The sequence below is a fragment of the Streptomyces sp. NBC_01304 genome (assembly GCF_035975855.1).
Lineage (GTDB): Bacteria > Actinomycetota > Actinomycetes > Streptomycetales > Streptomycetaceae > Streptomyces.
The window spans coordinates 6,041,105-6,062,653 of record NZ_CP109055.1; the positions used below are offsets into that span (position 1 = coordinate 6,041,105).

Sequence of the window (21,549 nt, forward strand, 5' to 3'; positions counted from 1 at the left end):
ATCCAGGAGGGTCCGTGGGTGACGCATCGCCTGTTCCAGGTCCCCCTCCGCGAGGGGGATCGGCGGATGATGCGTACGACGCGTTCGTACGTCACGCGAGGGTCCACGGGGAGATGACCCGGGGGCACCACAACCGGAACTTCCTCGTCCCGCTGACGGTGCAGATGGCACCCCATGTGGGCCGCTCGCCCGGTGTCCCGGTGCTGGTCCGGGAGCGAAGGCGCGACGCGTTGTCCGTGGTGATCCGGACCTGGCCGGTCGAGGCCGACATCCTGACCGCGCTCGACGGGGTGTTGCCGTACGTCCCTGAGTGCCTGGCACGGCGTGACGGGAGTGCGGTGCACAGCTATGTGGAGGGCGTACCGCTCTCCGCGATCTGCCCGGACGGGAAGCCCGTCGACCCGCTCCAGGTCAAGGCGTTGGCCGGGCTGCTGGCCGAGCTGACCACCGTACGCCGGGACGACCTGCCGCGGCTGCCGGACGGCTGGCCACGTGTGGGGCGGGACCCCAGGGCTTTTCTGCGCACCCTCGCCGGGGCCGCCGAGCAAAAGATCAGGCAGCCCAATTGGCCTGCCTTTGGTGGGCTGTTCGCGGCGCTGGGGATTCCCGAGGACGCGATGCGACGGCTCGCCGAGCGGGTGCCTGCCATGACTCGTCGGCCGTACAGCCTCCTCCACACCGATCTGCACCGGGACAACGTGATCGTGTCCTATGGCGGCGACCCCCCGCTGGTCGGTGTCGACTGGGAGTTCGCCGGCTATGGCGACCCGCTGCACGACCTGGCCACCCACCTGGTGCGGATGCAGTACCCGCTCGACCAGTGGGACGAGGTGATCGAGGCCTGGGCCACGGCCGTCGAGGCGGTCCGGCCCGAGGCCGTCGCCGGACTGAGCCGGGACCTGCGCCACTACGTCGACTTCGAGCGGGCCCAGTCGGTCTACCCCGACGTCATAAGGGCGGCGGACTCACTGGGCAGCTCGCTCGACCCCACCCGCCTGACCGCCGGGGTCGAGGCCGTCCGGCGCGCGCTGGCCGCCGCGGCCGAGCCGCTGCGCCTGACCCGGATCCCCGACACCGAGGAGATCGAGCGGATCCTCTTCCGCCGGCAGGCGGCCCTGCTCGCCGCGCGCGGGCGCGACCCCTGGGTGCCCACGATCGGCTGGGAGCCGGACGTACGCATGCGGCAGCACGCCGGGTTCTCCGACGACGCCGTGCTCGAGGCCCTCCTCGCCGAGGGCGCCGCCCCCGCCGATCGTGTACTCAAGGGCACGGCGCACCTCAACACGGTCGTACGGGTCGACGGCTTCACCGAACCGGCCGTGGTCCGGCGCGAGATCAAGGCGGAGGGCCGCAGGGAGCGGAGCTTCCTCAGTGAGCACAAAGTGCTCGGCGCCATCCACGAATCGGAGGCCAAGGTCCGGGCGCCGCGTGTGCTCGCCCTGGGGAGCAGCCATCCCCCCGATGGTTACCGGCCGACGGGTTCGAGCCTGCGGGAGCCCTTTGCTCTTCATTCCTACGAAGGCCCCTCTTGGGAGTCCGACGCGAGCGCGGGCCATGGGGGCGGGTTCCGGCCGCCCAACCACCCCGTACACGGTCTGCTGCCGCACGAGGCCGACGACCTGGTCGACCAGTTGCACGAGCTCATCAAGGTGGACTTCGAGGAACTCGACCCGGCCGCACGGCAGTTGGACTTCTACAGCTGGCTGAGCGGGGAGGTGTCCCGCCTGGTCTCCGACCTGCCCAAGGAGTCCAAGGAGATGGCCCGCGTCCTCGGCCTGCCGGACGGGACCCGGCTGCAGGAGATCCTGGCTCGGCACCAGGTCGTCAAGCGTCAGGCAACCCTCCTGCACGGCGACCTCAACCCATGGAACCTGGTCCGCCGGAGCGACGGCCTCACCCTCATCGACTGGGAGATGGCGATGGTCGGCGACCCGCTCTACGACCTGGTCCGCCATATGCATCTCACGCCCACCCGGCCCGAGATCCGCGCCCGGATGTTCGCCCGCTGGAGCCGGAATCTGCCCGAGGTGTACACCACGGGCTGGCGGGACGACCAGCGCGTCTACCGCTGGATCGAGATCGTCCGCTCCGCCTACGTAGACCTGGACCGCCTGGTCACCGGCTCCCTCGACGCCCCCAACGTCCAGCGTGCGGTGGCCCGTTACGCCATGACCCTTGCGGATGCCACGGCCTCGCTGGGTCTGACCCGGCGGCCCACTGCCAATCCCCTTCTGGCGCTCGCCCTGCCTCAGGGCGAGCGCCGCCCGACGTAGACCGTCGACCCGACGCACATCGTCAAGCGGACGTAACCCCTCACCCCGTACGCCGCCGAAACAGCACCCCCGAAACCCCCACCGAAACCGCCAGGATCCCCGCACACCAGGCCAGCGCCGCCCAGGGCGTCGAACCGACCGGCTGCCCGAGCAGCAGCCCCCGCAGGGACTCGATCACCTTGGTCACCGGCTGGTGGTCGGCGAAGCCCCGCAGCCAGCCCGGCATCGACTCGGTCGGTACGAAGGCGCTGCTCGGGTAGGGCAGGAAGCTGACGAAGAAGGTGAAGCCGCCTGCCGCCTCCGGGGACTTGGCGAGCAGGCCCACCGCTGCCGAGAGCCAGGACAGGGCCAGGATGAAGGCGAGCAGCACTCCGATGGCGGCGCACCAGGCGCCGAAGGACGCCGAGGGGCGGAAGCCGATCGCGAAGGCGAGGGCGAAGACCAGGGCGGTGGCGACCATGTTGCGGGCGGCGGACGCCAGCACATGGCCGGTGAGGATCGCGGCGCCGCCGATGTCCAGGGAGCGGAAGCGGTCGATGATGCCGCTCTTGAGGTCCTCGACGACGGCCTGGGCGGTGTTCGCCGAACCGAAGCCGGCGCAGAGCAGCAGCACGCCGGGGACGACGTAAGTGACGTACTGAGTACCGGTGTTGATGGCGCCGCCGAAGAAGTAGACGAAGATCAGCAGCAGCATTACCGGGAGCGCCAGCGCGGTGATCAGCGCGTCGATGTTGCGGCGGCTGATGCGCAGCGAGCGGCCGGTCATGACCAGGGCGGCGTCAGACATGGGTCAGCTCCTTGCCGGTGGAAGGGCCGGTGGAAGGGCCGGTGGAAGTGCCAGGGGGTGTGAGCGCCAGGAATACGTCGTCGAGCGTTGCGGTGTGGAGGGAGAAGCGCTCGATGGTGGTTCGGGAAGGGTCCAACTCGTCGAGGAGGGAGCGGACTTCGCGAGCGTCGCCGTCCGTGGGGAAGCCGAGCGTGCGGGTGTCGGGTTCGCGGTGCGTCGCCTTGGGTGCGAGGCGCTGATAGCTCGCCGTGTCCGCGAGGACCACGTCGAGGCGGTGGCCCGCGACCCGTCGCTTCAGCTCGTCCGAGGTGCCCTCGGCGACCAGCGTCCCGCCGTGCAGCACGGCGATGCGGTCGGCCAACTGGTCGGCCTCCTCCAGGTATTGCGTGGTCAGGAACACCGTCGTGCCTTGCGTCGACAGCTCGCGCACCACCCGCCACAGCTCCTGCCGGCTGCGCGGGTCGAGGCCCGTCGTCGGCTCGTCCAGGAAGATCACCTCGGGTTCGCCGACCAGGGAGGCGGCGAGGTCGAGGCGGCGGCGCATGCCTCCCGAGTACGTCTTCACCCGGCGGTCGCCCGCCTCGGTCAGGTCGAAGCGCTCCAGGAGTTCGGCGGCCCGGGTGCGGGCGGCCGCGCGGGGCAGCCGGGTCAGGCGGGCCATCATCCGCAGGTTCTCGGCGCCGGTCTGCATCTCGTCCACCGCCGCGAACTGGCCGGTGAGGCTGATCGCGCGCCGGACTTCTGTGGTGTCCGCCCCGATGTCGTGCCCGGCGACCGTCGCGGTGCCCGAGTCCGGCGTGGTCAGGGTGGCCAGGATGCGGACGGTCGTGGTCTTGCCGGAGCCGTTCTGGCCGAGCAGGGCGTAGACGCTGCCGCTCGGCACGGTGAGGTCGAGGCCGCGCAGGACCTCGACCTCGCCGTAGCTCTTGCGCAGGTCCGTTGCCCGGATGGCGGGGGTGCGCACGCCTTCCGTCGCGCCGCCCGGCACACCTTCCGTCTCGTCTTCCATCACGCCCACCTCTCTATTGCGTAACCCTTACGCATTACTGTGTAAGGGTTACGCAGAACTAGGATGTGCGTCAAGCCGATGGCCGTAGACGCCGGTAGACGCCGGTAGACGGCGGTAGACGGCGGTGATCAGGCGCGAGGGAGGCGGCGTATGGGCCGGGAAGGCAGTGACGGCACGGGGCTGTCACCGAGTCTGGAAATGGCCTGGGGCCTGCGGGAACGTCCTTCCAAGGGGCCCAAGCCGGGGCTCAGCCTGGAGCGCATCGTGGATGCGGCGGTCGCCCTCGCGGCGAGCGAGGGGCTGGCCGCCGTGTCCATGGGGCGGGTCGCCAAGGAGCTGGGCGTCTCGACGATGTCGCTCTACCGGTACGTCGGGGCCAAGGACGAGCTGTACATCCTCATGCTGGAGGCGGTGACGCCGGAGCCGCCCGCCCCGCCGGGCGATGTCACCGGCTGGCGCGACCTGCTCGCGCACTGGGCCCGCAGCCAGCGCGCGATCTTCCACCGCAATCTGTGGGTCCTGCGCATCCCGGTCTCCGGGCCGCCCGCCTCGCCCAGGCAGCTCGCCTGGATGGAGGGCGGCCTGTCCGCCCTCGCCGGCACCGGGCTGGAGGAGGGCGAGAAGCTCGGGCTGCTCATGCTGGTCGGCGGCTTCGTACGCAACGAGGCCACGATCATGTCCGACATCGACGCGGCACTCACCGAGAGCGGCGCGACGCCGGACCAGATGATGGGCGGCTATGCGCGGACGCTGGCCGCGCTCACCGATCCGGAGGGTTTCCCGGCGATCACCCGGGTCCTCGCATCCGGCGTGCTGCAGCACGCGGACGAGCCGGACGCCGAGTTCGACTTCGGGCTCGACCGCCTCCTCGACGGGATCGAGGTCCTGGTCAACTCCCGTCGTTGAGCGTGGCGTCGTTGAGCGTGGCGTTGCTGAGCCTGCCCGTGAGCTCGCCGCTGAGCTCGCCCTTGAGCAGGTCGAGCAGCAGCCCGTCGGCCCACACGCCCCGCCGGTGGTCGAACCACTGCTGCCGCAGCACCCCCACCGGGTGGAAGCCGAGCCGCCGGTAGCAGGCGATCGCCGGCTCGTTCTCCGCCGCCGGGTCGATGGTGAGGCGGTGATGGCCGCGGACGTCGGTCAGCCAGCGGGCCAGGGTCACGATGGCGTCCGTGCCGTAGCCGAGGCGGTGCTGGTCCGGGTGGACGAAGACGTCGATCGAGGCGTGCCGGAAGTCCGGGTCCGTCTCCTCGTCCCACTGGATCATGCCGACCGTCTCGCCCTTGACGGTGATGGCGAGCTGATGCTGCTCCGGGTCGGCGAGATCGCCCGCCGGATCGGGCCAGTGCCACCAGCGGGCGACCTCCTCGGTGTCGAGCGCGGCCCGGAAGGCGGGCAGGTCGTCCACGGTGGCGGGCCGGAGCGTCACGGTTATGCCGCGCAAGTAGTCCACCCCCTCATTGTCCGGGGTTGGACTACTCGCTGTCAGGCCTCCGGATTCCACTGTCCGGAATTCAGAACCCGCTTTCCGGTTCTGAATGCTCTGCCGGCCGTACGTGTGTGACTGCGCCCTCTGCTGGCCGTACGTGTGTGACTGCGCCCGTTGCGCGTGTCCGAGTACGCCGGTTGTGCGCCGGTGAGTGCGCCCCGCCCTCACACTGCGAGCAGCACCTTCCCGAGCAGCGTCCGAGCCTCGATCGCCGTGTGCGCGTCGGCCGTACGGTCCAGCGGGAAGGCCTCGCCGATGATGGGCCGCAGCCGTCCCTCGGCCGCCTGTGCGTAGGCCCTGACCCGCAGGTGCCGCTGGTCCTCCGGGTCGAACTGCAGGTTGCCGATGCCGAGCAGGGTGATGCCGCGACGCTCCGCCTCGGCCTGGTCGAGCGGTGCGAAGCCGCCGGTCGGGGCGCCGTGCGCGGAGAAGCGCCCGCCGTCGGCGGCCAACGGGAAGGCGGCGGTGCCGAGTCGGCCGCCCACGCCGTCGAGCACGACGTCCGCGCCGCCCCCGCCGAGCGCCTTGCGGGCCTGCTCGGGCCAGTCCTCGTACGTCGCGTCGATGGCGTGGTCCGCCCCCAACTCCCGTACCAGCGCCAGCTTGTGCTCCCCGCGGGCCACGGCCACGACCTCGGCCCCGCGGGCGTGCAGCAGCTGGACGAGGAGGGTGCCCATGCCGCCCGAGGCGCCCAGGAGCAGCACCTTCTCGCCCGGCTCGACGCCGGTCACGTCGAGCAGGCCGAGAGCGGTGACGGCATCGGTCATCAGGGCGGCCGCATCCCGCAGTTCCAGGCCTGCGGGCACCGGGGTCAGGGTGTCCACGGCCCGCGCGACCCGCTCGGCGGAACCCCCGGTGAAGCCGGACGAAGAGACGACGCAGCGCCCGATCCAGGCCTCGTCGACGCCCTCGCCGACCTCGCGGACCGTCCCCGCAACGCCGTTACCCGGCACGTACGGAGGCTCGACCGGGAAGTACTCCTGGCCCCAGCCGGACCTGATCTGCGTCTCCACGAAGATGGTGTCGACGTACGCCACATCGATCACGACCTCGCCGGGGCCCGCCACCGGGTCGGGTGCCTCAATGGTCTCGATCACCTCGGGGCCACCGAACTTGGTCACCTGTGCCACGCGCATGTCGCTCACTCCTCGCCGTAAATCCGTAAGTCCGTACGTGAGTACGTCGGTCGGTATGGGAGGAGTCTGTGACCTCAACTTAGGTTGAGGTCAAGCCCGTTCCGCAACTGACCGAAGCCCAGCTCCGCCGCCGTCACCGCGTCCTCGTACGCCGCGTCCGCGCTCTCGCCCGCCGCGACCCGGCGCCAGTTCTCCAGCGCGAGCGTGCGCTGCACCGCCACGATCTGGCCGGCCGCGAGCAGCGCCCCGATCCCACCGCCGAGCGCCTCGGCGAGGGCCGCCTCCGAGCGGGTCTGGTACGTGTGCATCCGGGCCACCAGGGACGGTGTCCCGTACAGGAGCCGCATGAAGGCGAGCACTCCCGGGTGGTCGTTGAGCCCGGTCACGGGGTCGCGCTGTGCGAGTCCGGCGAGGAAGTGGTCCCGCAGCGCGTCCAGGGCCGCCTTGCCCTGTGGGTGTGCGGCCACGATGCGGCTCGCCTCGTCCTCGTGGTCCTGGAAGCGGTGCAGGACCAGGTCCTCCTTGGCCGGGAAGTACCGGAACAGGGTCGGCTTGGAGATCTCGGCCGCCGCCGCGATCTCGGCCACCGAGACCTTGTCGAAGCCCTTCTCCAGGAAGAGCGCGATGGCCGTCTCGCTGAGCTCGGCGTACATCCGCTGCTTCTTGCGCTCGCGCAGGCCCATCGCCGCTGTCCCTGCTTCCATCCCTGCCCCTGCCCCTGCTGCTGCCATGCACCGCATCGTACGGCAGATGAATACGGGTTACAAATGTTACTCGGTTACGTTATTCTCTTCGGCATGGACTCACTCGACTCGCTCGACCGTGCACTCAGCCAGGAACGGACCTTCCACGACGCCTGCCGCACCGCCCTGACCGCGATGGTCGAGGGTGCGGTCGAGCAGGTCGTGGTCGGTGAGGACGTCTCGGCGTCCGGCGCCGACGCGGAGGTGCTCGGATACCGCTTCCGCAGCCATGCCAAAGCCATGCGCGAACTCCCCGAGGGGCCGCTCTTCTTCGGCCGCCTCGACTTCGCGGACGACCCCGCGACGGCCGGGGACCATCGCGCGCAGAGCTACCACATCGGCCGTCTGCGCATCACCGAACACCCCGCCGCCCCACCCCTGGTGGTCGACTGGCGCGCGCCCGTGTCCCGCGCCTTCTACCAAGCGGGCGCCCGCGACCCGCAGGGCGTGGCGGTGCGCCGCCGTTTCGGATGGGCGCCCGGCAGCCTCGGCGACTCGGGCGACCTGACCGGGATGGAGGACGAACACCTGATAGTGACGGGCGAACACCCGGGCGTGGAGGGCGAGTCGGCGGGGCCCAGTGCGATCCTCGCCGGTGAGATCGAGCGCCCGCGCGTCGGTCCGATGCGGGACATCGCCGCGACCATCCAGCCCGAGCAGGACGACCTCGTACGCGCCGGACTCGGCACCTCCGTCTGCGTCCAGGGCGCCCCGGGCACCGGCAAGACCGCCGTCGGCCTGCACCGGGCCGCGTACCTCCTCTATACGCACCCGCAGCGCATCCAGCGCTCCGGACTCCTCATCCTCGGCCCCAACCGCACCTTCCTCTCCTACATCTCGGAGGTGCTCCCGGCCCTCGGTGAGACCGGCGTACGGCAGTCCACCGTGCTCGACGAGATCGCCCGGCAGCCGGTGCGGGGGAGCGACGAGGAGCGGGCCGCGGCCGTGAAGCACGACGCGCGCATGGCCGAGGTGCTGCGTCGGGCGCTGTACGCGCGAGTGGCGGCGCCCGTGGATTCGCTTGCGGTGCCGGACGGTTCGTACCGCTGGCGGATCGGGCTCGGGACGCTGGAGCAGATCGTCGAGGACGTGCGGGCCGAGGCGCCGCCGTACGCGATCGGACGCGAGCGCGTACGGACGAGGGCGGTACGGCTGATCCAGGAGCAGGCCGAACGGCGGGCGTGGCCGGTCAACAACACCTGGCTGCAGAAGATCGGCCGGGCCCGGCCGGTGTCCGCCTTCGTCGACGCGGTCTGGCCCAAGGCGACCCCCGAGGAAGTGCTCGCCGAACTCCTCACCGGTCACGAGGCGTTGGCGACCGCGGCCGACGGGATCCTCGACTGCGAGGAGCAGAAGGCGCTCCTGTGGGCCAAGCCGCCCCGGTCGTGGAAGTCGGCCAAGTGGTCGGCGGCGGACCTGGTGCTGCTCGACGAGATCGCCGGCCTCATCGAGCACCCGGAGGGTTATGGGCACATCGTGATCGACGAGGCCCAGGACCTCTCACCCATGGAGGCGCGGGCCATCGCGCGGCGCGCGGCCTTCGGCTCGCTGACCGTCCTCGGCGATCTGGCGCAGGGGACCACGCCGTGGGCTGCGCGCGACTGGCCTTCTCTGCTGCGGCACTTGGGAAAGCCGGAGGCGGTGCTCGCCCCGCTCACCACCGGGTTCCGGGTGCCCGCGGCCGTGGTCGGGCTGGCCAATCGGCTGCTCGGGGTGATCGACGTCGACGTACCGCCCGCGCGATCCCTGCGCAAGGACGGCGAGTTGCGGGTGCGCGAGGTGCCCGAAGCGGTGGCCGCCACGGTCGATGCGGTGCGGGATGCGCTGGGGCGGGAGGGCTCGATCGGGGTCATCGCCGCGGACTCGGCCGTGGCGCGGCTGCGGTCGGCGCTGGCCGGGGCGGGGATGGAGACGGCGGGGCCCGATGAGCTCGGTGCGCGGGTGACGGTGCTGCCGGCCTCCATGGCCAAGGGGCTCGAGTACGACCATGTGGTGGTGGTCGAGCCGGCGGCGGTGGTGGAGGCGGAGCAGCGGGGGTTGGAGCGGCTGTATGTGGCGTTGACCAGGGCGGTTTCGCGGCTGGATGTGGTGTACAGCAGGCAATTGCCGTTCTGACCGGCCCTCTGGATTGCCGCCAAATCCAGCCCCTCCGGCGATTGAGGAGCGGGGTCCTGGGCGGAGCCCCGTGTCGTAAGTGGGTTCAGCCTCAGTTGTTCTCCTGCCGGCGACGCATCGCGCCGAAGCCCAGGCCCGCGGCCACCGCCGCACCCCCGCCCGAGGCGAGCAGAATCGCGTCACTGTTCCGGGCACCGGTATTGCTCCGGCCCTCGACCGGCAGGGACTCCGCGCCCGCCTTGACGGCGCCCGTCGGGGTCATGGCGTTCATGGGGGCCACCGGCACCGGCTTCTTGCCGTCGGGCGTGAAGTAGATCTTCTGCATGAGCTTGCCCTGGTACGTCGCCACCACGTGCGGCGGGTTCAGGTCGGGCTTGCTCGCCGGGACGAACAGGCGGTACGTCCAGCCCGAGTAGCCGCTCTTGACCGGGCCGGGGCGGGTCACGGAGAGCCGGCCCACCGGGGAGTTGGCGCCGATCTCGGCGGTGAGGCCCGACGGGTCGAGGGCCACGGTGTCGCCGCCGGAGAGGTGGATGTAGTACTTGGCCTTGGTCTTGGCCTGGGCCGAGGCGTCGGCCGTGGTCTCGGCCTTGGCCGGGGTCACCGGGCTGTTGGCGAACGCGGCGCTCGCGGGGGCGAGCACGACGGTGCCGGCGATCACGGCGACGGCGAGGGCGCGGGGGGTGCGGGGCAGACGCATGGCAGGTGTTCCTTTTCGGCCAGTGCCCCGGTCGGTCGGGGCTGGTTCTGGGCTACGTAAGGAAACGTACGAGCCGGGCATCACGGCACTCCGCCGGGTTTGTAACGGCGACCACTCATACAGCGCGCGGAAAGGTCGCGGGCGGCCTTCCGGTCCGTTGCGCCAGACCGTTGCGCCAGACCGCTGTGCCGGTCCGCTGTGCCGGTCCGCTGTGCCGGTCCGTTGCGCTAGTCCGCCTCGCCGGGCGTCACCAGGCCCGTTTCGTATGCGAGGACCACCGCCTGGGCGCGGTCGCGCAGGCCCAGTTTGGCGAAGATGCGGGCTACGTGGGTCTTCACGGTGGCCTCGCTGAGGGTCAGGTTCCCGGCCAGTTCGGCGTTGGAGAGGCCCCGGCCCATCAGGGCGAGGACCTCCCGCTCGCGGGGAGTGAGCGCGGCCAGGTCGCGGTGCGGGGCGGCGGGCCGCGCGGTGGCGGCCTCTTCGGCGAAGCGCTCGACGAGGCGGCGGGTGATGGTGGGGGCGAGCAGGGCGTCGCCGGTGTTGACCAGGTGGACGGCGGCCGCGAGGTGTTCGGGCGTGACGTCCTTGAGCAGGAAGCCGCTCGCGCCCAGTTTCAGGGCGGCGTACACGTACTGGTCGAGGTCGAAAGTGGTCAGCATCAGGATGCGGCAGTCAGGGTGCCTGGCGAGGATCTGGCGGGCCGCCTCCAGGCCGTCCATGTGGGGCATGCGGATGTCCATGAGGACGACGTCGGGCTTCAGGTCCTGGGCGGCCTGGATCGCCTCGAGGCCGTCGGCTGCCTCGCCCACGACGTCTATGCCGCGCATGGTGAGGATCAGGCGGAAGCCGGTGCGGACCAGGGCCTGGTCGTCGGCTATGAGTACGCGGGGCGTTGGCGGGGTCGGGGCTGTCATCGGTGGCCTTTGGGGGAGGGTGCGGGTGAGTGGTGGGCTTTGGGGGAGGGTGCTGGTGGGAGGTGGGCTTGGGTGCGGAGATCCATTGCCGTCCAGCGGAGATTCATTGCCCGTCCAACGGAATCCGGGCCCGGACCCGGAAGCCCCCGCCCAGCCGGCGCCGGGCGTCCAGTTCGCCCCCGTACACCGAGACCCGCTCCCGCAGCCCGAGCAGCCCGCGTCCGGCGCCGTCGCCGGCAGGGCGGCCGGGGGAGCCGCCGGTCAGCACGCTCGGGCCGGAGTTGAGGACCTCCACCCGGAGCGAGTGCGGCGCATAGCGCACGGTCACCTCGGCCTGGTCGGCCTCACCGTGCTTGAGGGCGTTGACCAGCGCTTCCTGGATGATCCGGTACGCCGTCACATCGACGCCCGCCGGGAGCGGACGCGGCTCCCCGCTGATGCGGACCTCCACGGGCAGCCCCGCGAAGGCGATGCGGTCCACCAGGGCGCTGAGGCGGGTGAGGGTGGGCTGTGGGGCCAGGTCGGGGGAGTCGGGATCCGGTTCCAACTGGGCGGCTGCAAGGCCCGGTTGGGAGGCCACGCTCTCGTACGCCCCGTCGTCCCCGCTCTGCGATGGTGCCAGCAGGCCGAGGATCGTCCGCAGTTCCGTCATGGCGTCCCGCCCCGCCCCCTCCACCGCCCGCAGCGCCGCCGCAGCCTCGTCCGGCAGCACCGTCATGACCTCGCGGGCCGCGCTCGCCTGGACCACCATGAGGCTCACGTTGTGGCTCACGATGTCGTGCAACTCGCGGGCGATGCGGGCGCGTTCGGCGTCCACCGCCACCTGGGCCGCGCTCTCCCGCTCCCGCTCCAGGAGCCAGCCCCGCTCACCCAGTGCCCGCCGGTGCTCCCGCCGGGCCCGTACCAGTGCCAGCACGAGCAGGCCCGCGGCCGCGCAGGCCACCGCGAGCGCTCCCACCAGCAATGTCGTTCCTGAATCCCCCACGGGCCCCAGCTTTGCACGTACAACAGTCGGGTACATCAGCCGCGTACATCAGCCGCGTACATCAGCCGCGTACATCAGCCACGTACATCTCCAGGATGACCCGCCGTCGACATTGCATCGACGGGCCGATGCCCGGTCCTTGTGGCGCCGCATACCTTCCTGCCATGACCAAGTCGATGACCAGTGAAGACGGCGGCGCCGAGCAGGCGGTCGTGCGCCTGGAGAACGTCCGCAAGGAGTACGGGGAGGCCGCGGCCCTCGACGGCATGTCCCTGGAGATCCGGGCCGGCGAGGCAGTCGCCGTGATGGGCCCCTCCGGCTGCGGCAAGTCGACCATGCTGAACATGGTCGCGGGCCTGGACCGGCCGACCTCCGGCAAGATCCTCGTGCACGGCGAGGACTTGGGGAAGCTGGGCGAGAAGGGCCTCGCGCTCTTCCGGCGCCACCGCATCGGCATGATCTTCCAGTTCTTCAACCTCATCGACGACCTGACCGCCCTGGACAACGTCGCCCTCGCCGCCCAGCTCACCGGCACCCCCGCCCGCCAGGCCCGCCGCCGCGCCCTGGAACTCTTCGACGAGCTCGGCATCGCCGACCGCCGCCACGCCTACCCGGCCGTGCTCAGCGGCGGTGAGCGCCAACGGGTCGCCGCGGCACGGGCGTTGATGAACCGCCCGGCACTGCTGCTCGCCGACGAGCCGACCGGCGCCCTGGACAGCCGCTCCGGGGAGCAGGTGATGGACCTGCTGCTCGACCTCAACCAGATAGGCCAGACGCTGCTCCTCGTCACGCACGACGAGCGGCTCGCCACCCGGTGTGCGAGCCGGGTGATCCGCATGGCCGACGGCCGGATCGCCGACGAGCGCACCCTGGACGCCGCGGGGGTGCAGGCATGAGCGCGGTGTGGCGGGCCGCCCGCGCGGCCGTGCGGCGGCGCCGGCTGCAGACCTTCGTGATCGGGCTGGTGGTCTTCGCCTCGTCCGTCGTCATCGTGGTCGCGCTCGGCCTCCTAGAGGCGGCTTCGGCCCCCTTCGACCGGGCCTTCGACCGGCAGCAAGGCGCCCATGTGGTGGCCTCCTTCGACCCGGACAAGGTGTCGCAGGACGAGCTGCGGGGGACGGCCGAGCGGCCGGGAGTCGCGGCCGTCGCCGGGCCCTTCAAGCAGGCCGTGCTCGAAGTGCCGGAGGAGCGGGGGCACCCGTCCGGTCCGGTCGTGGTCGTCGGGCGGGCCGATCCCGGGGGCGAGGTCGACCGGGTGAGCCTGTCCCACGGCCGCTGGGCCGAGCGGCCCGGCGAGATCGTCTTCGGCTACGGCTTCCAGGACGTGGTGGGGCAGACCCTCACCTTCGACGGCGGCCTGAAGCTCAAGGTCGTCGGCGTCGCCTCCAGCGTGAGCCGGTCCGGCGAGGCCTGGGTGGTGCCCGGCCAGATCGAGGCGCTGCACCCGAACGCGACCCAACTCCTTTACCGTTTCGACCGATCCGCGACAGCCGGGCAGCTCGAAGCGTCCCTCAAGGCCGCGACGGCCGAGCTCCCCGCGAAGTCCCTGGCGGCTTCACAGACGTATCTGGCGGTGAAGAAGGACGTCGGCTGGATCGCCTCGGCGTACGTGCCCTTCCTGATGGGCTTCGGCATTCTCGGCCTGATCGTGGCGGTCCTCATCGTCGCCAACGTGGTGAGCGGCGCGGTCGTCTCGGGCTTCCGGCACATCGGCGTCCTCAAGGCGCTCGGCTTCACGCCGAACCAGGTCGCCGCCGTCTACCTCGTGATGGTCCTGACCCCGGCGGCCGTCGGGGGCATCCTCGGCACCTTCCTCGGCGGCCTCGCCGCAGAGCCGCTCCTGGACGGCGCGTTCAACGGCATACAGGCCGAGGGCCTGGACGTCGGCATGAGCTCCTGGGTGTACGTCGTCACGCTCGCCGGCATGCCCGCAGTGGTCGCCCTCGCCGCCCTCGCCCCGGCCCTGCGCGCCCACCACCTCTCCGCGGCGCGGGCCATCAGCGCGGGCAGCGCGCCAACTGCCGGGCGTGGCCGGCGCGTTCAGCGCTGGCTGGCCGGGACCCGGCTGCCGCGCTCGGTGAGCCTCGGCCTCGGCTGGCCGTTCGCCCGGCCCGGACGCAGCGGGCTGACCCTGTCGGCGGTCCTGCTCGGGGTGACCACGGTGACCCTCGCGACCGGGCTCTCCAGCACCTTGGCCGACTTCGGGGAGACCACCTTGAAGGCCGGCCGGGTCGACACCACGATCGGTGTCGGCCAGCCCGACAACGGTGAGCGGGCCCCCAAGCACACCGACAGCGAGGTGGAGAAGCTGCTGCTCTCGCTGCCGGGCGCCGAGCGGGTGTCCCCCTCGGCGCGGGTGCCGCTGAAGATCGCCGGATACGCGGAGCGCTCCTTCGGCGAGTTCTACCGCGGGGACCAGCGCAGCCCCGCGGCCCGGGTGGTGAAGGGGCGCTGGCTGCGCGGCCCCGGAGAGGCCGTCGTCGGCTCGCAGTTCCTGGCCAAGCACGACCTGGAACTCGGCGACCGGGTCAGCTTCACGCTGAACGGCAAGCAGCGGAGCCTGACCCTCGTCGGCCTCAACGTGAGCGGCAACTCCTATGCCCTGCAAGCCGATTGGGCCGACCTGGCCGCCCTCGCGCCGAACCAGCGCGCCACGCACTATGAGGTGGGGCTCGCCCCCGGCGCCGACGTCGCCGCGTACGACACGGCGGTCAAGAAGGCCGACCCCGGCCTGCTGCCCGATCCCATGCCCACGACGAACGGTGTGACCACCGGCATCATCGGCATGATCTCGGTCCTCACTCTGCTGCTCGCGATCGTGGCGGCCCTCGGCGTCTTCAACACCGTCGTCCTCAACACCCGGGACCGGCGCCGCGACCTCGGCATGCTCAAGTCGATCGGGATGACCCCGCGCCAGGTCACGTCGATGGTGGTGACCTCGATGGCGGCGCTCGGCCTGGTCGGCGGCCTGATCGGGATCCCGCTCGGGATGGGGGCGTACCACCTGGTGCTGCCCGCGATGATCGACGCGGCCGAACTCACCCTGCCGGAGGGCCTGATGGACGTCTGGCACGCCCCGCAGCTCGTGGCCATGGCACTGGCGGGGGTCGCGCTCGCGGTGCTCGGGGCGCTGATTCCCGCCCGGTCGGCGGCCCGGCTGACGATCGCGAAGGTGCTGCACAACGAGTAGGCGCGTAGGACGTACGGACAAGCGCGTAGGGCGTACGGATATGTGGGCGAGCCTCGGTGATCGCGGGGGCTCGCCCACCCGTACGTCACGCAACGCGCTCGGCCAGGAAGTCCTCCCACGTCCGCGTCCCGACCGTGGCCCCCTCCAGGGTCAGGTTGACCCCGCTCCGGTAGGCCTTGCCCACCTTCCCGGGCATCCGGACCGGCAGCAGGGGGCGTCGCTTGCCGCGCGCGCCGAGGTAGCCGCGGGCCAGGTCGCCCAGGGCGTACACGTCGGGGCCTGCCAGATCGGGCACCCGCCCGGCGGGCGCGCCGAGCGTCAACTCGACCAGCCTGGCGGCCACTTCGCGCGAGTCGACCGGCTGCCAGCGCAGGCCGCCCGGGGCGGGCACCACCGGCAGCTTGGCCATCGCCCGGACCGTCTTGAGGGCCAGGTCGTGGAACTGCGCGGCCCGCAGGACGGTGCACGGGATGCCCGAGTCGACGATCGCCCGCTCCGCGTCGAACTTGGCCTTGAAGTAGCCCAGCGGGACGGTGTCCGCGCCGATCACCGAGATGTAGACCAAGTGGCGTACAGTCCCGGCTCGTTGGGCGGCCGCGATCAGGTTGCGCGTCGCGACGTCGTCGCCCTTGGGGCCGCCCGCGAGATGCAGGACGACCTCGATGCCGTCCAGCGCCGCGTCGAGATCCGGACCACCGTCGTCGGCGAGCAGATCGCAAGCGACGTACTCGATACCGCTCTTGTTCTCCCGGGGGTTGCGGCTCAGCACCCGCACCCGGCAGCCCGCCTCGGTGAGCAGCGGCAGCACATGGCCGCCGAGGGTGCCGGTGCCGCCGGTGACCAGGATGGTTGTCGTCATGACCGCTCCAGTAGGTTCTCGTCGTCTGCTCTTGCCTGCCTTCACTGGTACGACCCGCCGCGTTCGAGGAATGTGACAGATGAACGAGAATCCATCGCTGATCACCCGGTTCGAGGAGGAGCGCCCCCGGCTGCGCGCGGTCGCCTACCGCATGCTGGGCTCGCTCAGTGAGGCCGACGACGCGGTGCAGGAGGCCTGGATACGCCTCAATCGCAGCGATGTCGCGGAGGTCGAGAATCTCGCCGCCTGGCTCACCACGGTCGTCACCCGGCTCTGCCTGAACATGCTGCGCTCGCGGGACAGCCGCCGTGAGGATCCGCTGGAGTCGTACGTTCCCGACCCGGCCGGTGGCGCGGGCGAGGCGGTGGACCCGGAGGAGGAGGCGCTGCTCGCCGACTCGGTGGGCGTGGCCATGCTGGTGGTCCTGGACACGCTGGCCCCGCCGGAGCGGCTCGCCTTCGTGCTGCACGACATGTTCCAGGTGCCCTTCGACGAGATCGGGCCGATGCTGGAGCGCACCCCGGCCGCGGTCCGCCAGCTCGCCAGCCGGGCCCGGCGGCGGGTCAAGGGCGGAACTCCCGTGCCGGCGCCCGATCTGGCCCGGCAGCACAAGGTCGTCGAGGCCTTCCTCGCGGCCACCCGGGGCGGCGACTTCGAGGCGCTGGTCGCGCTGCTGCACCCCGATGTGGTGCTGCACGCCGACCGGATGGTCGTGCCCAGCGCCGAGCCCATCCTGGTCGGCGGGGCGGAGACGGTGGCGCGGGGCGCGATGGCGGCGACCGGGCGGGCCCGGTTCACGGGGCTCGCACTGCTCGACGGCGCGGTGGGCCTCGCGATGGCACCGCAGGGGCGGCTGCGGCTCGTGCTCGCCTTCACGGTGGGCGAGGACGGGCTCATCGCGAAGATCGACGTCGTGGCGGAGCGGGAGGCGCTGGGCGGGGTCCAGATCGGGGTCGCGGAGACGGCTTGACGCTCGCGTGTCACAGGGGGCGAGGCTGTCTCGTCTCGGGTGGGAAGAGAGTGAAGTCGAGGCCGAGGGGGCCGAAGTGAGCACTGGCGGAGCAGGCGGCGACGGTATGACCCGGGCCGAGGAGTTCGAGGAGCTGCGACCGCTGCTGTTCTCGATCGCGTACCGGATCCTGAGCAGCGTGAGCGAGGCGGAGGACGCCGTCCAGGACACCTGGCTGCGCTACGAGGCGACCTCGACCCGGCCCACCTCGGCCAAGTCCTTCCTCTCCGCCGTGGTGACCCGCATCTCGATCGACGTACTGCGCTCGGCCCGCGTCCGCCGCGAGCAGTACGTGGGGCAGTGGCTGCCCGAGCCGCTGCTCAGCGACCCCTATGAAGACCCGGCGCGTTCCGCGGAGTTGGCCGACTCGGTGTCGATGGCGGCCCTGCTGCTGCTCGAACGGCTCAGCCCGCTGGAGCGGGCGGTCTTCGTGCTGCGTGAGGTGTTCGGGTTCGGCTTCCCCGAGGTCGCCTCGGCGGTCGGCAGGTCGGAGGCGGCCTGCCGTCAGCTCGCGGTGCGGGCACGGCGCCACATGGACGCGGGGCGCCCCCGGTTCGAGGCGGACCGCAAGGAGCGGGACGAGCTGGCGGGGCGCTTCTTCGAGGCGCTGCGGGCGGGCGACGTGGCGGGTCTGCGCGAACTGCTCGCCGCCGACGTGCAGATGGCCGGTGACGGCGGCGGCAAGGCGCCGCAGTGGGGCAAGGACATCTTCGGCGAGGAGCGGGTGGCCCAGATGCTCGCCCTCACGGTTCCCTCGCTGTTCCGGATCGGCGTGGAGCTGGAGCCGCAGGAGGTCAACGGCCAGCCCGGCGCGGTCCTCCGCACGCGGGACGGCAAGGTCCTCAACGCCCTGGTGCTCGACGTGCTCGACGGCCGGATCCAGCAGATCCGCTCGGTGATCAACCCCGACAAGCTCGGGCACATGGGCCCGGTGGCGGACGCGTGGGCGCTCAGCCGGGAGGCGCAGCGGGTGCGTGAGTCCGAGGGCTGAGCGCTGCCATGGGCCCACGGTTCGACCTGGTGGGCATTGGCGGGCAAGTTGTCGTCAACTTCGGAGATCGTCCTCGGGGCGTGACTGGGTGGCGCTTACCTGAAGGGCCTCCTGGGGCTCTTGGAGCTCGGCTCGACGCAACACTGCGACAGAGACGCCGAACACCGCGGCGAGCAAGCTGATTCCACCGCACACGGTGAAGAACATGGCGGCGCCCCATACGGCCACCGTGACGCCGACGAGGGGGAAGAGAACCGGGGCGAGGCCCAGTGCACACAGAGTCGTCACCGAGGTGACCCGGCCCAGATACCGGGGGTCGGTCTCCGTCTGGATCAGGGCACCGGTCACCGTCGCGGTGATCCCGTTGGTCAGCCCGATCAACGCGCCGAACGCGACGGCGAAGGGCAGGGATCGCGCGTGCCCCAAGGCGACCGCTCCCACGGCCGTGATGAACAACGCGCCGGACATCGCCAGCCCGGCGCGTGGGATGCGAGCCCACACCGTGAGCAGCAGCGCGGAGGCCGCGGCTCCGACGCTGAACGCGCTCGCGATCCACCCCATGCCCGACGGCATGCGCGTAGGCGCGTCCGGCTTCGCGTTGTTCCGTGGGCTCGGTGGCCGGGTCGTGGATCGATTGGCGGTGCGCGGACTTCCACCATCGTTCGCGTCCCGTGCCGCGGTCCGGCACTTCCACGATGAGCCCGCCTGCCGCGAGACGACGCAGGTGGTAGCTCGCCGAACCAGGGTTGATCCCGAGCTCATCGGCGATCCGAGTCGCCGTGGACGGACCACGCTGACGCAGCAGGGCCAGCACGTTCAAGCGCAACGGGTGGGCGAGCACGCGCAACCTGCCGATGGCAGTCAGAAGCTGTGCCAGAAGCTGTGCCAGAACCGGTGATCTGTGACGTTCCGCGACTAGTGGGCTGCAACGTGGTCTTGCATGCTGGGAACGGGAGTTCGCCCGTGATCTGGGAAGGCGGTGTTCGTGAGGATCGGGTCCGCAAAGCAGCCTGAACGTGTTGCTGTGATCGGAGGAGGCATCCTCGGAGCCTGCGTGGGCTGGAACCTCACCCGGTACGGCGCCGAGGTGGTCTTCATCGACGCAGGCCGGCCGGGCGAGGGCGTCACCAACTGGTCGTTCTCCTGGGCCAATGCCAGCAACAAGACCGCGCGCAAGTCCTACTTCGACCTGAACGTCGCAGGCATGGCGGCCCACCGTGAGCTCGCCAGGACCATCGGGCCGGACTCATGGTGGAATCCCAGCGGCCATCTGCGTTGGGCAGACGATCCAACAGCGGAAGCGAAGCTCCTGGAGACGGCCGACCTGCTGGCGAGCTGGGACTACCGGGCCGAGGTGTACACAGGGGCCGAGGTGCGCCGCCGCCTCGAACCTGCGCTCACGGTGCCCGGTGAGGTCCCGGTCGTGTTTTACCCCGACGAAGCCTGGGTGCACGGACGTCATCTCGTCGGCCGCCTGGTCGGTCAGGCCGTCGCATCCGGCGCCGAGCTCCGGTCCGGCACCACGGTCTGTGACATCGGCACCGGTGCCGACGGGAGCATCAGGACAGTTGCACTGTCCGATGGGAGCCGACTCGACGTCGACGTCGTCGTGAACGCAGCGGGCCCCGGTGCCGCACACGTCGCCGAGCTAGTTGCACGACACTTGCCCATGCGCCGGGAACCCGGCGTCGTCACCCGGATCGACTGTGCTCAGGTCCCGGTTCATCGGGCCATGCACGCGCCTCACATCGAGATCCGTCCTGACGGAGATGCCTCGGTGGTCCTCCACAGCCGCGAGATCGACGCACTCATCGATACCGGCGAAGATCCAACGGAACTCGCACAGTTGCTCCACGGGCTGGCTCGGCACGTCGTCCCTGAGCTCGGCACCTCTCGGATCACACAGACACGGGTGGTCGACCGGCCCATCCCGGCCGACGGATACCCCTCGGTGGGAGCGGTGCCGTCTGTGCCGGGCTACTACGAGGCTGTTTCCCACAGTGGCATCACGCTCGGGCCGGTGATCGGCCGGCTGCTTGCTTCGGAGATCCTCAGCGGGAAGCGAGATGAGCTGCTTGCGGACTTCCGTCCGGAGCGATTCCATCCGTGAGGGGCCAAGTGCCATTGGGTGCCGTACGCCCTCGTGTGCCGTGGAGCACTATTGCAAGCATTTGCTTGCAATAGTTAGCGCCGATGCTGCACCATCGAGGCATGGCATCACTCAACGTCGGCAACCTCGGTGAGTACCTGCGGGAGCAGCGGCGCAACGCCCAGCTCTCCCTGCGGCAGCTCGCCGACGCCGCCGGCGTGTCCAATCCGTATCTGAGCCAGATCGAGCGCGGCCTGCGCAAGCCCAGCGCCGAGGTGCTGCAGCAGGTCGCCAAGGCCCTGCGGATCTCCGCCGAGACGCTGTACGTCCAGGCCGGGATCCTCGACGAGCGGGACCGGGACGAGGTGGAGACGCGTGCCGCGATCCTCGCCGACCCGACCATCGACGAGAAGCAGAAGCAGGTGCTGCTCCAGATCTACGAGTCCTTCCGCAAGGAGAACGGATTCGGTGGCGACGCGACAGTCACAGACGACGCGGCAGCTACGGACAAGGACACCGCTGAAGACGGCCCCCGCACGGCCGACGGCAGTGATGCCGACCCGCGAACCTGACCCTCACAGCCCTCGGAGGACCACAGCCATGGCCATCAAGGACGACATCCGCAAGACCCTCAGCGACCCGACCCCCCTCTACTTCGCCGCCGGCACGGTCGACATCGTCGCCCAGCAGGCGCAGAAGGTCCCGGCCCTGATCGAGAAGATCCAGGCCGAGGCCCCCGCCAAGATCGAGGACCTGCGCAACACCGACCCGAAGGAAGTCCAGGACAAGGCCACCGCGCGCGCCAAGGAGGCGGGGGAGACCCTGCAGGCCAAGGTGAACGAGGTGTTCGGCGCCCTGGACGGCGACCTGAAGAAGCTCACCGAGCAGGCCCAGGACCTGGCGCTGCGCGGCGTCGGCGTCGCCGCCGAGTACGCCGTGAAGGCCCGCGAGAAGTACGAAGAGGTCGCCGAGCGCGGCGAGCAGGCCGTGAAGACCTGGCGCGGTGAGGTGGCCGAGGAGATCGAGGAGCTCGCGGTCGCGGTCGAGCCGGACCCGGAGCCCAAGGCGGAGGAGAAGCCCGCCGAGGAGAAGCCCGCCGAGGCCAAGGCCGAGCCCGCGAAGAAGCCCCCGGCGAAGAAGGCCACGACCCGCAAGACCGCGGCGAAGAAGACCACTCCGCCCGCCAAGTGAGGCCGTAAGGGGACGGGCCGGGCACCCTGGGGATGCCCGGCCCGTTCTGCAGGTACGGTGACGGGCGTTGTT

General features: G+C 71.1%; 18 protein-coding genes and 3 pseudogenes. 10 read left to right on the forward strand and 11 right to left on the reverse strand.

Going from position 1 to position 21,549, the window contains the following annotated elements; genetic code table 11:
* Positions 1–113 precede the first annotated feature (113 nt).
* Entirely contained in the window at positions 114–2,273 is a 2,160-nt protein-coding gene (locus tag OG430_RS26950) for a phosphotransferase family protein (protein ID WP_327355178.1), read from the forward strand.
* Positions 2,274–2,313: 40 nt separating this feature from the next.
* Here the strand turns inward: OG430_RS26950 and OG430_RS26955 are convergent, their stop codons facing one another.
* Together OG430_RS26955 and OG430_RS26960 are read right to left on the reverse strand one after the other, a co-directional pair.
* Entirely contained in the window at positions 2,314–3,060 is a 747-nt protein-coding gene (locus tag OG430_RS26955; protein WP_327355179.1) for an ABC transporter permease, read from the reverse strand.
* Positions 3,053–4,069 (reverse strand): ATP-binding cassette domain-containing protein, encoded by a 1,017-nt coding sequence (locus OG430_RS26960; protein ID WP_327355180.1) that lies wholly within the window; start codon positions 4,067–4,069, stop codon positions 3,053–3,055. Before OG430_RS26960 ends, OG430_RS26955 begins: the two co-directional genes overlap by 8 nt.
* 150 nt (positions 4,070–4,219) lie before the next feature.
* Between OG430_RS26960 and OG430_RS26965 the strand changes: the two genes are divergently transcribed.
* On the forward strand, positions 4,220–4,975 hold the full coding sequence (locus OG430_RS26965) for a TetR/AcrR family transcriptional regulator (protein ID WP_327355181.1): 756 nt from the start codon (positions 4,220–4,222) through the stop codon (positions 4,973–4,975).
* 49 nt (positions 4,976–5,024) lie between these two features.
* Here OG430_RS26965 and OG430_RS26970 read toward each other — a convergent pair.
* The 3 genes and pseudogenes from OG430_RS26970 to OG430_RS26980 form a co-directional block, all read right to left on the reverse strand.
* Positions 5,025–5,510 (reverse strand): annotated as a pseudogene (locus OG430_RS26970) (GNAT family N-acetyltransferase); the annotation flags it as partial.
* A gap of 209 nt (positions 5,511–5,719) precedes the next feature.
* A complete protein-coding gene (locus OG430_RS26975; RefSeq protein WP_327355183.1) occupies positions 5,720–6,691 on the reverse strand; it encodes a zinc-binding dehydrogenase in 972 nt (323 codons plus the stop codon).
* A gap of 74 nt (positions 6,692–6,765) precedes the next feature.
* Positions 6,766–7,431, reverse strand: coding sequence for a TetR family transcriptional regulator (locus OG430_RS26980; RefSeq protein WP_442816559.1), 666 nt, complete (start codon positions 7,429–7,431; stop codon positions 6,766–6,768).
* 57 nt (positions 7,432–7,488) lie between these two features.
* Here OG430_RS26980 and OG430_RS26985 point away from each other — a divergent pair, with 57 nt between their 5' ends.
* A complete protein-coding gene (locus OG430_RS26985; protein ID WP_327355185.1) occupies positions 7,489–9,549 on the forward strand; it encodes a HelD family protein in 2,061 nt (686 codons plus the stop codon).
* Positions 9,550–9,640: 91 nt separating this feature from the next.
* On the opposite strand, the gene OG430_RS26990 is transcribed toward OG430_RS26985, so the two are convergent.
* The 3 genes from OG430_RS26990 to OG430_RS27000 all read right to left on the reverse strand — a co-directional run bounded on the left by OG430_RS26990 (position 9,641) and on the right by OG430_RS27000 (position 12,148).
* Positions 9,641–10,249 carry a hypothetical protein gene (locus OG430_RS26990; protein ID WP_327355186.1) on the reverse strand — a complete coding sequence of 203 codons (609 nt, stop codon included), beginning with the start codon at positions 10,247–10,249 and terminating at the stop codon, positions 9,641–9,643.
* Between the two features lie 227 nt (positions 10,250–10,476).
* A complete protein-coding gene (locus tag OG430_RS26995) occupies positions 10,477–11,163 on the reverse strand; it encodes a response regulator transcription factor (protein WP_327355187.1) in 687 nt (228 codons plus the stop codon).
* 103 nt (positions 11,164–11,266) lie between these two features.
* Positions 11,267–12,148 (reverse strand): sensor histidine kinase, encoded by an 882-nt coding sequence (locus OG430_RS27000; RefSeq protein WP_327355188.1) that lies wholly within the window; start codon positions 12,146–12,148, stop codon positions 11,267–11,269.
* A gap of 164 nt (positions 12,149–12,312) precedes the next feature.
* Here OG430_RS27000 and OG430_RS27005 point away from each other — a divergent pair, with 164 nt between their 5' ends.
* Positions 12,313–13,044 (forward strand): ABC transporter ATP-binding protein, encoded by a 732-nt coding sequence (locus OG430_RS27005; protein ID WP_327355189.1) that lies wholly within the window; start codon positions 12,313–12,315, stop codon positions 13,042–13,044.
* Positions 13,041–15,338, forward strand: coding sequence for an ABC transporter permease (locus OG430_RS27010; RefSeq protein WP_327355190.1), 2,298 nt, complete (start codon positions 13,041–13,043; stop codon positions 15,336–15,338). The genes OG430_RS27005 and OG430_RS27010 overlap by 4 nt, the downstream gene beginning before the upstream one ends.
* 85 nt (positions 15,339–15,423) lie before the next feature.
* On the opposite strand, the gene OG430_RS27015 is transcribed toward OG430_RS27010, so the two are convergent.
* Positions 15,424–16,197 (reverse strand): SDR family oxidoreductase, encoded by a 774-nt coding sequence (locus OG430_RS27015; protein WP_327355191.1) that lies wholly within the window; start codon positions 16,195–16,197, stop codon positions 15,424–15,426.
* A 79-nt stretch (positions 16,198–16,276) separates the two neighbouring features.
* On the opposite strand from OG430_RS27015, the gene OG430_RS27020 reads away from it, so the two are divergent.
* The gene (locus OG430_RS27020; RefSeq protein WP_327355192.1) at positions 16,277–17,167 is read left to right on the forward strand and encodes a sigma-70 family RNA polymerase sigma factor; all 891 of its coding nucleotides are present in this window, start codon (positions 16,277–16,279) and stop codon (positions 17,165–17,167) included.
* A 106-nt stretch (positions 17,168–17,273) separates the two neighbouring features.
* Positions 17,274–18,197, forward strand: coding sequence for an RNA polymerase sigma-70 factor (locus tag OG430_RS27025; RefSeq protein WP_327359233.1), 924 nt, complete (start codon positions 17,274–17,276; stop codon positions 18,195–18,197).
* 54 nt (positions 18,198–18,251) lie between these two features.
* Here OG430_RS27025 and OG430_RS27030 read toward each other — a convergent pair.
* Positions 18,252–18,764: pseudogene (locus OG430_RS27030) on the reverse strand (MFS transporter); the annotation flags it as partial.
* Positions 18,765–18,921: 157 nt separating this feature from the next.
* A pseudogene (locus tag OG430_RS49510) lies at positions 18,922–19,038 on the reverse strand (helix-turn-helix domain-containing protein); the annotation flags it as partial.
* Between the two features lie 183 nt (positions 19,039–19,221).
* On the opposite strand from OG430_RS49510, the gene OG430_RS27040 reads away from it, so the two are divergent.
* The 3 genes from OG430_RS27040 to OG430_RS27050 all read left to right on the forward strand — a co-directional run bounded on the left by OG430_RS27040 (position 19,222) and on the right by OG430_RS27050 (position 21,477).
* Positions 19,222–20,307: an NAD(P)/FAD-dependent oxidoreductase gene (locus OG430_RS27040; protein ID WP_327355193.1), complete on the forward strand. Its 1,086-nt coding sequence runs from the start codon at positions 19,222–19,224 to the stop codon at positions 20,305–20,307.
* Positions 20,308–20,408: 101 nt separating this feature from the next.
* On the forward strand, positions 20,409–20,858 hold the full coding sequence (locus OG430_RS27045) for a helix-turn-helix domain-containing protein (RefSeq protein ID WP_327355194.1): 450 nt from the start codon (positions 20,409–20,411) through the stop codon (positions 20,856–20,858).
* Positions 20,859–20,886: 28 nt separating this feature from the next.
* Positions 20,887–21,477 carry a hypothetical protein gene (locus OG430_RS27050; RefSeq protein WP_327355195.1) on the forward strand — a complete coding sequence of 197 codons (591 nt, stop codon included), beginning with the start codon at positions 20,887–20,889 and terminating at the stop codon, positions 21,475–21,477.
* Positions 21,478–21,549: the final 72 nt, after the last annotated feature.